Source organism: Amycolatopsis thailandensis (genome assembly GCF_002234405.1).
In the GTDB taxonomy this organism is placed as follows: domain Bacteria; phylum Actinomycetota; class Actinomycetes; order Mycobacteriales; family Pseudonocardiaceae; genus Amycolatopsis; species Amycolatopsis thailandensis.
Map to the genome: position 1 here is coordinate 21,810 of NZ_NMQT01000008.1, position 12,174 is coordinate 33,983.

Annotated in this window: 8 protein-coding genes; 7 read left to right on the top strand and 1 reads right to left on the bottom strand. The window is 67.1% G+C overall.

The genetic code is table 11. From position 1 onward, the window contains the following. Nucleotides 1–149: 149 nt before the first annotated feature. The 5 genes from CFP71_RS01715 (at nt 150) to CFP71_RS01740 (ending at nt 8,677) form a co-directional block, all read left to right on the top strand. Nucleotides 150–6,443 carry a PA14 domain-containing protein gene (locus CFP71_RS01715; RefSeq protein ID WP_244199522.1) on the top strand — a complete coding sequence of 2,098 codons (6,294 nt, stop codon included), beginning with the start codon at nt 150–152 and terminating at the stop codon, nt 6,441–6,443. Next, a complete protein-coding gene (locus CFP71_RS01720) occupies nt 6,440–6,724 on the top strand; it encodes a hypothetical protein (protein WP_093932046.1) in 285 nt (94 codons plus the stop codon). The genes CFP71_RS01715 and CFP71_RS01720 overlap by 4 nt, the downstream gene beginning before the upstream one ends. Nucleotides 6,725–7,205: 481 nt before the next feature. Next, entirely contained in the window at nt 7,206–7,568 is a 363-nt protein-coding gene (locus CFP71_RS01730; protein WP_208635853.1) for a hypothetical protein, read from the top strand. Nucleotides 7,569–7,654: 86 nt separating this feature from the next. Next, on the top strand, nt 7,655–8,182 hold the full coding sequence (locus tag CFP71_RS01735; RefSeq protein WP_143267019.1) for an N-acetyltransferase: 528 nt from the start codon (nt 7,655–7,657) through the stop codon (nt 8,180–8,182). Nucleotides 8,183–8,398: 216 nt separating this feature from the next. Beyond that, nucleotides 8,399–8,677 carry a hypothetical protein gene (locus CFP71_RS01740; RefSeq protein WP_244199523.1) on the top strand — a complete coding sequence of 93 codons (279 nt, stop codon included), beginning with the start codon at nt 8,399–8,401 and terminating at the stop codon, nt 8,675–8,677. Between the two features lie 359 nt (nt 8,678–9,036). Here the strand turns inward: CFP71_RS01740 and CFP71_RS01745 are convergent, their stop codons facing one another. Then, nucleotides 9,037–9,930: a tyrosine-type recombinase/integrase gene (locus CFP71_RS01745; RefSeq protein ID WP_093932049.1), complete on the bottom strand. Its 894-nt coding sequence runs from the start codon at nt 9,928–9,930 to the stop codon at nt 9,037–9,039. On the opposite strand from CFP71_RS01745, the gene CFP71_RS01750 reads away from it, so the two are divergent. Continuing rightward, nucleotides 9,918–10,730, top strand: coding sequence for a hypothetical protein (locus CFP71_RS01750; protein WP_143267020.1), 813 nt, complete (start codon nt 9,918–9,920; stop codon nt 10,728–10,730). The genes CFP71_RS01745 and CFP71_RS01750 overlap by 13 nt on opposite strands. A gap of 255 nt (nt 10,731–10,985) precedes the next feature. Beyond that, nucleotides 10,986–12,170, top strand: a complete 1,185-nt coding sequence (locus CFP71_RS01755; RefSeq protein ID WP_143267021.1) for a hypothetical protein — start codon at nt 10,986–10,988, stop codon at nt 12,168–12,170. Nucleotides 12,171–12,174 lie beyond the last annotated feature (4 nt).

Sequence of the window (12,174 nt, forward strand, 5' to 3'; positions counted from 1 at the left end):
CACCTCAGACGGTGATGTAACAACCGCGTGTGGTCGCGACGATCAAACGGCTCGGTCGGGCGGGTCATTCCCTCGATCACGCCGCGGTCCCCGACAGACCGAGGTAAGGCTGCGTCGACGGCGTTGGCTGTCGTGATGGAGGGGTGTTCGTGTTCCTGTTGCGCCGTGAGGTCGAAAGAACCCGGTGGATCAGAGCTGTGGTCTTCGCGCTGATCGCCGTCTTGCTGATCGGGAGCACCGAGGCGGTTTCGGCGCCGCCGCGCGCCGCGGCGGCCGAGCGGATCGATCCGCGTGACGTAGGCGTGCTGCCGTCCAAACTCGCTGCGCCGGTCACGCCGCAGGCACCGTCCACGGCTGATTTCGGAGCCAGTACCCGGCTTGACGGCGGTGCGGGCAGTCATTTCGATCCGCAGCGGTCGAAGCCGGTGTCGCGGTCGATGTTCGTCACCGAGTACGAGAACCCCGACGGAACCCGGTCGGTGCGGCAGTCGAACCAGCCGCTGAACGTGCAGGACGCTGCAGGGAATTGGCAGCCGGTCCAGACCACGTTGTCGACTGATCCCGCGACGAAGCGCGCCGGCGCGGATCAGCATCCGCTGAGCCCGTCGCTGGCGACGAAGGCCGACGACAGCGCCGTGCTGCAGGTCGAGTCCGGTGGGCACACCGCGAGCCTCGCGATGGACAAGGCCGCGGGCTCGACTGCCGCGGTGCAGGGTGATTCCGTCACGTACGCGGAGGTCGCGGCCGGGACGGACCTGGAGTATGAGGTCACGCCGGGCGCGGTCAAGGAGACCATCAAGCTCAAGCGCCTGCCCGCTGATGGCCGGTCATCGTGGAAGTTCAAGCTCAACACCGGTGGCCTGACACCGAAATTGGAGAACGGCACCGTCGTCCTCGCCGATCAGGCTGGCATGGCGAAGATCGTGATGCCGCCGATCGAGACCTGGGATTCCGCGGGCGCCGGCGAGACCGCGCCCGCGATGACCGGCGGCAGCTACACTCTCGAGCAGGCCGGAGCGGACTGGTGGCTCACCGTCGCCGTCGACGCGAACTGGCTGCGTGACCCCAAACGCGTCTACCCCGTCTACGTCGACCCGACTTTCACCTACGGGGTCAAGGAGTCCCACTCGTACCGCTCCGACGGCACGAACTGTGACGCCTGCGGCTTGCGGATCGGCAACAGCCAGGCCAAGGGCGACACCTACAACCGCAGTGTCTTCAACGTGGACTACACGCCGCTGTTCGGCAAGACCGTCGTCGGCGCCCGCATGGACCTGACCCGCAACACCAGCGTCGTCGGCTCGCTGAAGACCTGGAACGCGAACCTGCACCACGCGTCCGCGTTCAACTTCAACGGCGTCGGCGGCTACATGACCAGCGCCCTGGTCGGTGACGTCGGCAGCTTCGTCGGCGAAGGCCTGACCGGATTCATCCGCGACCGGGTCAACGCCCGCGACGGCTCGGTCTTCTTCATGCTGATCGGCGCCGAGAACGCCGGCACCTGGACCTACAAGAACCTCAACGCCACCCTGACCGTCGACACCGGCTCCCCGGCACCAGCGACCACGCTCGTTGCGCCTGCCGACGGCACCGTGTCGACGTCGCTCTCGCCGACGCTGTCGGTCAAGCCGGTCACCGACCCGGACGGCGACGCGGTCAAGTACTGCTTCCGCGTCGCGACCGGCACCGACGCCAAATCCGGTGTCGTGGTCGAGTCCGGCTGCCTCCCGACACCGACGTGGACCGTCCCGGCGGGGATCCTGCAGGACGGCGTCGCCTACACCTGGCAGGCGATGACCTCCAGCGGCGGAACCACCATCACCCCGACGTGGATCGGTCATCTGAAGGTCGACCAGCGTATCGGTGACCACGGCCCGTCGCCCACCGACGAGGCCGGTCCGGTCACGGTGAACCTCGCGAACGGCAATGTGTCGGTCTCCGAGCAGACCCCGGCGTTCACCACCGTCGGTGGCAACGCCGGCCTGACTTTCACCTATAACTCCCAGCAACAGGAGAACAAGGGACTCAAGGCGTCCTACTTCGCCGACCTGTCACACAACGGCCTGATCAACGACGCCCAGCAACCCACGCTGGTACGTACCGAACCGCAGGTCAACGTCGACTGGGGCACGGAGTCGCCCTTCGCGCCGGCGCTGGCGCCGGACTGGTTCGTCGCTCGCTGGGAAGGGTTTTTCCAGGCTCCGGTCACGGGGACCTACCAGTTCGCCGGCGTGCACGACGACGGCGCCGTCGTCTGGATCAACGGCGCCAAGGTGTACGACGTCGGGGTTCCGAGTGACGTGAACTGGACCCAGTCCACCAGTGTTTCCCTCACCGCGGGGCAGCGTGTCCCGATCAAGGTGGAGAACGCGGAGGCCACCGGCGCGGCGAAGATGCGACTGTTCGTGCGCACGGCCGACAACACGGCCGTCGCGCCGCAGATCGTGTCCGCGGATTGGCTCTACACCAACGATCTCCCGACGCTGCCTCGGGGATGGACGCTGTCGGCCGATCTGGACGGTAACGGTTCCAGCTATACCGAAGCCAAGGTCACCGATCAGAACATCGTGCTGACCGACGCGTCGGGAGCCAAGCACACCTGGACCAAGAAGAGTGCCGGTGGCTACACCCCGCCGCAGGACGAAGACGGTGTCCTCGCGCTCGACGTGACAGGCAAGGTCACGTTGACCGACGGCGGAGACGTCTTCGTCTTCCGGGCCGATGGGAAGCTCGAGAGCCAGTCCGCGAGCACCGATTCGCGGAAACCCGCGGCATTGCAATACACATACGATGGCGCGCCTTCGCGGTTGCGCGAAATCAAGGATCCGGTATCCGGCCGCTCCCACGCTTTGCACTACAACCGCGCCGGTGACGACTGCTACGGCGGCGTCGTCGCCCCTCCCGGTGCCCAGGCGCTGGCGCCGGCTCAGATGCTGTGCCGGATCAGCTACTGGGACGGCACCGAGACCCGGCTCTGGTACGTCGACGGCAAGCTCGGCCGAATCGAGGACCCCGGCTCCGAAGTCAGTGACTACGGCTACAACGCCGTCGGCCTGCTCGCCGGGCATCGCGGCAGCCTCGCCAACGACTGGATCGCCGCGGATCCGGCCAACCGTAAGATCAATGAAGCCGATCTCACCACGCTCATCACCTATGACACCGGCGCCAAGCCGAAGGTGACCGGCGTGAGTTCAGCAGTCGCCGCGATCGGTAAGCCTCGCGAGGGCACCGGCTACCGCTACGACTCGGCCAACCGCACCACATACGTGGACACCGCGGGACTCTCGCCCACCGTCGGGTTCGCCAGCAAGGTCACCTACGACGACGCCGATCGCACGCTGTCGACGACGGACAGCGCGGGCCGTGTCTCCGCGCAGGAGTGGGGACCCAAGGACCTGCCGCTGTCCACAACGGACCCGGCTGGCCGCAAGTCCACGACGGTGTACGACTACGCCGATCGTCCGGTCGATTCCTACGGACCGGCACCCGCGTCTTGCTTCAACGGACAGCTGCCGAACGGCTCGTGCCCGGGGGGCGGTATGGCGCACGGCCACAACGGATACGACGAGGGCCTCAACGGCCTTGCGGTGTCGTGGTACGACAACGACAAGCTCTCCGGTGCGCCGAAGGTCTATACCACTGGGCTAGGTACGGCCGACGGCTCGTTCGTGAAGAACTGGAGCAGTGCCACACCGGGCGACAATCTCCCCGGTGATCACTTCTCGCTGCGCGCCACCGGTGACGTCGTCTTCCCGGCGGCAGGCGACTACACCCTGCGGCTGCTCGCCGACGACGGCGTGCGGGTCTGGGTCGACGACCAGCTGGTGGTCGACGACTGGATCAACACCACGCCGAAGTGGCGGCAAGGTGTCGTGCACGCCGACGCCGCAGGGCAGGCGAAGCGGATCCGGATCGACTACTACGAATTCGACCTCACCGCCCAGCTTGAGTTGCACTGGACCACCCCGGCAGGCACCCAGCAACCTGTTCCCGGCACGCAGCTGCGACCGCGCTACGGACTGAAGACCTCGACCACGGCGGCGGAGTCCGACGGTGTCGCGGACAAGGTGGGCACCACGAAGTTCGGTGAAAACGGCCTCGACCCGGCCTACGGGTTGGCGACGTCCGGTTCGGCCAACCCAGCCGGGCTGAAGGTCGCAGGGGCGGTGTCGTACGAAACCCCGGGAACGGGGTATCTGCGCAAGACCGGCAAGACCATGCCGACCGGGGCGAAGACCGGTTACGCGTACTACGGCGACGCGGAAAGCCGAGTCAATCCGTGTGACCCAGGCAGCACGGCGGTGAACCAGGGCGGAATGCCGAAGCTGGCCACGTCCACGACGACCGCGGCCGGATCGGCACGGGTCGACGAGCAGGTTTACGACGCCTCCGGACGGGTGGTCGCCGAGGCGACCGGCGGTGCCTGGACCTGCACCAGCTACGACAGCCGGGACCGGCCGGTGCAGGAAAAGGTGCCGGCGAGCAAGGACGCGCCTGCCCGGACCGTGACGCACGACTACGCGGTGGGCGGTGACCCGCTCACCTCGTCGGTCAGCGATGACAAAGGCACGGTCACCACGATTGTCGACCTGCTCGGACGGGTCGTCGCCTACACCGATGTCAACGGCGTTCGCACCGTCACCGGGTATGACCAGGCAGGCCGGGTTGTGTCGTCCACGGTGGCATCGCCGGATCCCGCGGACCCACCGCGCACGGTGTCGTTCACATACGATGACGCCGGGCGGGTCGTGACCGAGAAGCTGAACGACCAGATACTCGCGACGGTCGGCTATGACGGCACGGGAGAGCTCTCGTCGGTCACCTATGGCAACGGGTCGTCGCTGGCCTCCGTCGCCAAGGACAACGGCTCCCGGCTGCTGTCGCTCGGCTGGAAGACAAGCGACGGCAAGGACGTCGTTTCGAAGGTCGGCCGCACATCGGCGGGCACGATTGTCGACGAATCCCTGGCAGGGACCGACGCTCGCCCGAACGCCCCGAACTACGTCTACGACGGGCTCGGCCGGCTGACCGAGGCCTATGTCACCGGACACCACTACACCTACGACTTCACGTCGAATGCCTCGGCTACCTGCCCGGTGGGCACCCAGCCGAACGCGGGGCTGAACACCAACCGGATGCGGCTGCTCGACGAGACCGCGGGCGGCACGGCCGAAACCCGGTACTGCTACGACGCGGCGGATCGGCTGCTCGGCACCGAAGGCGCGACTGCCCTGTCCGGGTTCGGCTACGACGCGGACGGCAACACCACAGCCTGGGCCGCGGCCGACGGCAGCACGACGACACTGACGTGGGACGGATCCGACCGCAACATCGGGGTGAAAACCACGGGGGCGGCCCCCGCGGACATCGCCTACGTCCGAGACGCGACCAACCGGATCGTCCGGCGTGACCCGCGCGACTGCGACAACAACACCGTCGTGCGCTACGGCTACACCGGCGACGGTGACAGCGCGGACCTCACGTTGAACGGAGCCGGGCGGCTCACCACGCTGTCGTTGACGCTGCCGGGCGGGGTGCTCTACACGTCGAAGGTCGGATCCGACGGAGCACTCACGCCGTCGTTCGACCACCCGTCGGTGCGCGGGGACTTGGTGCTGTCCACCGATGCGGCCGGCCTCCAGGCCGGAAACCTGCGCACCTTCGACCCGTACGGCCAGCCGCTGGCCACTTCGGGCGCGGTCGACCCCCAGAACGTGCCGGACAACTCGCCGGGCTCGATGGATTACGGGTGGCTGGGCCAGTACCAGCGGCCCTACGAGCACACCGGTGCGCTGTCGCTGGTGCAGATGGGGGCTCGCCCGTACAGCCCGCTGCTGGGCCGGTTCCTTTCGGTCGACCCGGTCGAGGGCGGTTCGGCCAACGACTACGACTACGTGGTCGGCGACCCGATCAACGCGACAGACCTCGACGGCACCATGTGGGGCTGGCTCAAGGCGGCCGTCAACGTCGTGACCAAGGTCGCCGAGGTCGCTTCGTGGATTCCTGGCCCGATCGGCGCTATCGCGAGCGGTGTGGCTGCGGTCGGCAACGCCGTCCAGGGCAACTGGGGCGCCGCCGCGCAGTACGCCATGGGCGCCGTCACCGGAGGTGCCTCCCGCTATATCGGCGCGGCGGTGAAGGTCACGCGCTCCGTTCGCGCGGTAAGGCACGTTCCGCAGGCGCGTAAGGTACGTGTCGGCGGTGTGATCACGGGTTACACCAGACACGGCTTGCAGCGGGTGATGGGCTCTCGCGGTGACGGTGGCGTCCACCCCCGGGCGATGCTCGACGCCGTGCGGAACCCCAAGAAGGCCGTCACGAACCTCCAGCGGAGGACCTCGACCTATCACGGAAAGCATGCGGTCGTGGTGGTCAACCAACGAGGCAAGGTCGTGTCGGCCTGGCCAAAGGGGAAAGCAGGAAGGCGGATGCCTCGCCGATGAACGAACAGCTCGAACGGTGGAAACTTCTCCAACGCCTCGCCCAGGACTACCTGTGGAGATGGGACGTCTACGGGGTAGGTGAGGATCGCCACCTCACACCGACCGAGTACGACGACTGGGCTGAGGACCTGACAAAGGTCCTGATGCGCGAGCCGGTTCGCGAGGCGGTGCGTGCCGTGCTTGCCCGGCGGGTCGCCGAGGAGGGGATCAGCCAGGAATCGCTCGCGAGTTTCGACATCGACGGTCTGCTCGCCGAGGCCGGGTCCTCGAAAGCTCGGTGAAACGTCACGCCTGACTGACGGCGACTGAGCGAGAAGCCCAGGCCGCGCGGCCTGGGCTTCTCCATGTCTGCAAGTCATTCCTCGGAAGCCGCGTGGTAACCCACACGGGCGCTGCCGTCGGCCAGGCAGAAGGACAGCCCGACGCTCGACCCAATGCGTTGACGATAGCCTTCGTAGCGACGTCGGAGCCGGTGTGCGGGGTGGCCAGAACCACCACGCCGCGGGCCTGGCGTGCCTATCGCTTCGCCGTCACGGCCCGTACATCGGCGCAACAGGCCACCGGCGCCGCCATCGCGGCGGCCGATGCCGCCGGCGACGCCGCGGCAGTCCGCGACGCCACCGACACCGCCTACCGCGCCAAACTCGCCGCCGAAACCCGCCTCAACCGGGCCAGTCCCGACGAGCACAACACCGCCGAAAGCGGCGCTGCCTTGACCTGCACGGATGGCCAAAAATTTGGCATCTCGCGGCACTGGCTGACATGGCGGTGGAGGGGACTTGTAAACAGAAGGTCAGGGGTTCGAGCCCCCTTGGCGGCGCCGCCCAGCTCGACCACGCCGAGGACGGTGCGCGGGTGTGGAGCGGGGGAGCGGTCACCCACCGGCAACGGCCCGCGACCGCGGGCGGGATCACCTTCTTCAACCTCGAGGACGAGACCGGCATGGCCAACATTCTCGTGTCCCCGGGCTTGTTTCACCGGAGTAGGAAGGTGCTGCTGGCGAGCAACGCCCTGGTGTTCCGCGGAATCGCTCAAGTCACCGAAGGATCATCCACACTCGCCGCGGATCAAGTGCGGCCGTTGGATCTTCAGGGCTTGGCGTCGAAGTCGCGTGATTTCCGATGACTGGAGCGAACCGGGAATAGCGGACGCTGGAAGTGCCCATCCGGCCAGGCACTGGCACCCCGACGCGGTGCCAGTGGGGGCATGAGTTGGCGGTCGGCGGCGTGCGGCAGGGCTGGTTGCAGGACTACCGGGCGCCGGAATGGCTGTGCGAGGCCTGCCACGCCCTAGCAGGTAAAGGCGGTGTCTGGGCGGTGATCGACACCGCTGTCGAGCGGCAGGTCATGGAATCCGGGGTGGACGAGTACGGTCTGCGCCTGGTCGTTCTGCCGCCGCCGGTGTCCGCCGGGATCGGCGTCATCCAGCTTCGCCTGGGGCACACGGTCTTTGGTGAGGTGCGCTTGTCGCTGTGCCCGGTCGACCGGCGCGCGATCCTCGTCCATGTCGAGGTCGAGGAGAAGCATCGACGTCGTGGCGCGGGCCGCGTGCTAGTGAACGCCGCGACGAAGCGGGGCGCCAAGTTCGACTGGTCGATGCTGCCCATCGGGCGTGACCCGGTCACTGTCGCGTTCTGGGCCCGCGTCGGAGCGGTCGGCCCGGCGAGCCCGCATCCGTGCACGCATCAGGTCGAGGCGAAGGTGGTGCCCGCCGAGTCGCGGTGGACGAAGTGGTGGTGAGCTGCACCCCGGGTTGCATCTGAACGTGGTCCGTACTCTCTTCCCGCAAGCCAGACGTGTGCTAATCGGTCTGGTCCAAGCGTGAGGCGCGTTGTCCGAGATGAGCCGGAACGGCTGGTGGATACACGATCAGGCGTTAGTGGCGGAGAGCGCTCCATTTTCGTGCCCGCTTCGCCGATGTCTTGAGGAGTGATCGGCACGTTTCGGAAGGAATCCATGCGTAAAACCGCCAAGTTCGTCACGTCTTTGTTCATTGCCTTCGGAGTCTCCTTGAGCGCTGCGGCACCTGCCATGGCCGAGGGGCCTGTGGATGGCGTGCTCGACGTAGTCGACAATGTCTTCGGTGGCGGAGTCAACGCCGCCAACAACTGGAACTTCACCGCCGCGGCTGTATGTCTGCAAGAGGTCGCGGTCGTGCCGGTCCTGGGTGACTGGGTGGGAAACCACGTCAACAACTGCTCGAACGGGAACGTGATCGACCACTCCGGTCGCTGAAAGGCGCCTGGGCGCGGCAAGCGACAGGCGTAAAGCGCCCGACGACCGTGGTCGCCTCTGGCTTGGCTGATCTCGCCTCGGCTCCAATGTTGTCTTTGATTTCGTAGGGCCGCACACTCCTCACCGGTACGGGAGTGTGCGGCCCGCGTCGTGTGCTTCCCAGGGATGGTCTTGCCTGGGTGAGATGGCCGCGTCCGACGCCTCGTCCTCAACGCTGGCGGCATGGAGGAAACGGCTGCACCGCTGAGGAACGCGAGACCTCGCAAGCCGAACAGCGGAGCCTGGTGTCCCACGTTCCCGCTGTCGCCCTGGTTCCCGTCTTCTTGCCTAGCTTGGACGCCCATGGTCGAGGACTGATCTCAGTGGTCGGCGTCTGAGAGGTCTTCTTGCGCCGATATCCCGCGGAGCATCACGGCGGCGAAGATCGCCACGGCGAGCAGGATCAGCGCTGCGATTCCACCGGTCCACGAGAGCGCGCTTGTGAACGAGTCGGTCGCCGCCGTGTACAGGGCTGCTCCGAGGTCTGTCGTCAGTTCGCGCGCGTGCAGTAGTGCGGCGGCGAGGGTTTCCTTGGCGGAGTCGAGAATGCCTCCGGGCAGTCCTGACGGGGCCGTGTCGTCGAGGCCCGCGCGGTAGAAGCCGAGTAGCACGGAGCCGAGGATGGCTGTGCCGAACGCGGTGCCGAGTTCGTAGGCGGTTTCGCTGATCGCGGCGGCCTGGCCCGACTCCTCCGGGCGCACCGAGCTCATGATGAGGTCGTTGGTCAGCGTCATGGCCACACCGGCGCCGAGGCCGACGAGGCACAGGCTGGCTGCGCCGTTACGTAGGTCGTGCAGCCGAATCGGCGGTCGCTCGGATCGGGTGTTGAGTAGTCGGAAGAGGCTTGTCAGCGCGTCGGGCCGGATCGGGTGGCTGTGCACGTTGAGGAACATGTAGCCCGCCGGGTCGCCGTGGTGTGCGTCGAGGTGGCGGCGCAGCAGGGTTATGGTGCCGTGGTCGAGAGCGATCACACGATTGCTCGTGTCGCTCTTGGGCTTGCCGATCTCGATGGTCGCGCCGACTTGCCGGATCTGATGCGACACCGTCAGGTAGCCGCCCTCGAGGTCGATGTCGCTCCACCGCAGCCCGATCACCTCGCCGCGACGCAGACCGAGCAATATCAGCAGATGGAACAGCGGGTAGAGCCGGTGACCGCGGATCTTCCGCAGGAATGTCGCGGTCTGCGCTCGGTCGCGCCGCCGTGCGGCGCCCACGCTGGGACCGGATCGTCGACCTTGTCACCCTCGGTGTCCCCGCCGAACAGCAGGAGAAGATGCTGGCGTTCGCGGCCGGCCTGTACTGCGCCGCCGCCCGGCAACCCCACCCCGACCACACATATAGAGGCGAAGTTCGCAGCCCCAGCTGGGCTCAGCTTCCCGCCGTCTCCGTGGTGACAATTCAACAGGACCTCATCCAGCGCGCACACGACGTGGCAGACGAAGACGATCGTCCTGTCGAAGTCGCCTCGAGCATCGACTCGACGGCAGGAGACATGCTGCCATCCGTCGTGCAAGGAGACCTTCGTGACGAGCTTGTTCGTCTCACCGCGAAGCTCGAAGCGGAGACTCGTCGGCGGGTGGCGGCCGAGTCGGTCCTGGACAACCAGGTCAGAGACTGGCGGCGGCTGAAGGCCGAGAACGAGCTCCTGCGCGGGATGAAGGCTGCAGACGACGAACGTCTTCGCCAGCAGTTCATTGAAACCACCACCCTGCGCCTTCGGAACTACGAGGTCAGTGCCGAGAAACGCGCCATCACCGACTTCTGCATGAACCTGCTCGAGACTCTGCACCCCACCGCCACGGCTGACACGCTGCGACGACTGATCGACGATCAAGTCGCGGCAATTCCCCAGCCACCGCGTAGCAGTGGCGCCGCGATCGAGTTTCTGCGACATAGCCAAACGGAACGAGCGACAGGTCGCGCGCGGCTGGTAAAGAACGAGGCCGAGCGTCGCCGCAACAACGCCGCCGCCCGCGACCTTGCCGATCGGCTCAGCAAGTTCTACAGCAGCTAGCTACCCGACTGGACGTCCCTGCTTGGCCTACGGGCCTGCCCTGGCGGGCGAGAGCGAGCCTCACGGCAGTTGGTGCCAACCTGGCGGGTTCGCCTTGCAGGGTGGGGGTACTTCCGTCGAACTTGCAGCGTTGCCCACTTCATTGCCCACTTCGTTGCCCACCGAGAGCTCGCAGGCTGGTCGACGTCGATCACGTTGGCGGGATGTGGGAGGTGGGCGATGTCGGGGTCAGAGTGGCAGCGGGTGCCGGCTGGTATGGGCGGTTCGGTGTGGCATACGGCGCGGATTGAGCGTCAGGTGCTGGCGGTGGTGCACACGGTGACGAGCGCTGGGCACTTGCTGGATGCGGTGGAGTTGCTGGAGACCGACGACCGGGTCCAGGTCGTGTTCACACAGGCCCCGGACGTCTTCAACAACGGTGTCGCCGAGTTCCTGCGGCGTCTTGGCGTGGTCGTGCTGTCGTGGGATCAGGCCAGGCACACCCCCTTTGACCTGGTGCTGGCCGCGGACAGCGCGGGGCTTCATGAGTTGAGTGGGCCTGTCGTGCTGGTGGCGCACGGGGTGGTGTGCAACAAGGTGTCGCCGGAGGCGGTGAGCGGCCCGAACAGCCGGCTGGTGGTGGGACTGGGTGCGCCGTGGCTGCTGTGGTACGGCCGGCTGGTCCCGTCGGTGGTGGCGCTCAGCCACGACGTGCACCTGCAGACTCTGGCCGAGCAGTGCCCGGATGCTCTCGACGCGGCGGCGGTGACAGGGGATTTGTGCTGGGACCGGTTGTGCGCGAGCCGTTCGGGTCGTGACGGGTACCGGCGTGCGTTGGGAATCGATGACGGTCGTGTTGTTGTGGCTGTGACGTCCACGTGGGGCCCGCAGTCGCTGTTCGGAAACTGCCGGGAGATGGTGTTCGACGCTCTCTGCCAGTTGCCGCCAGAAGAGTATGCGGTGGTGGTGACTCTGCATCCGGCGTTGTGGTTCGGACACGGTCCCCGGCAGGTCGCCGCGTGGCTGGCCAAGTATCGGGATCAGGGAGTACGGGTCGTGCAGCCGGGTATGGGCTGGCGAGGCCTGCTCACCGCGGCGGACGTGCTGGTGGGTGACCACGGTTCGGTGACCCCCTATGCAGCGGGCCTGGGCGTGCCAGTGCTCCGTACCCCGGGCGCTGGCGAGCGTGCACCAGCGGGGGCCGCGATGGAGCTGGTGGCGGCCGCTGCGCCTGAGTTCTGCGCGGATCGGCCCTTCGCCAAACAGTGCCGACGCGCCACCGCAGCCCTAGACGTTGCGACTTCTGAGGCTGTGGCCAGGCGGATCAGCTCGCGCCCCGGTCGCGCGGCGACGCTGCTGCGGTCGGCGATGTATCAGCAGATGGGCATGAACGAGCCCGTCACGGCACCAACTGCCGTCGCAGTCGGATCGCCCAGGTTGCTCGAGACGGCGAGGGGGTGAAGGT

Coding starts and splice junctions, on each gene's coding strand:
- CFP71_RS01720 (WP_093932046.1), top strand. CDS start 6,440: ATGAACGAACAGCTCGAACGGTGGAAACTTCTCCAACGCCTCGCCCAG.
- CFP71_RS01730 (WP_208635853.1), top strand. CDS start 7,206: ATGGCGGTGGAGGGGACTTGTAAACAGAAGGTCAGGGGTTCGAGCCCC.
- CFP71_RS01740 (WP_244199523.1), top strand. CDS start 8,399: ATGCGTAAAACCGCCAAGTTCGTCACGTCTTTGTTCATTGCCTTCGGA.
- CFP71_RS01755 (WP_143267021.1), top strand. CDS start 10,986: ATGGGCGGTTCGGTGTGGCATACGGCGCGGATTGAGCGTCAGGTGCTG.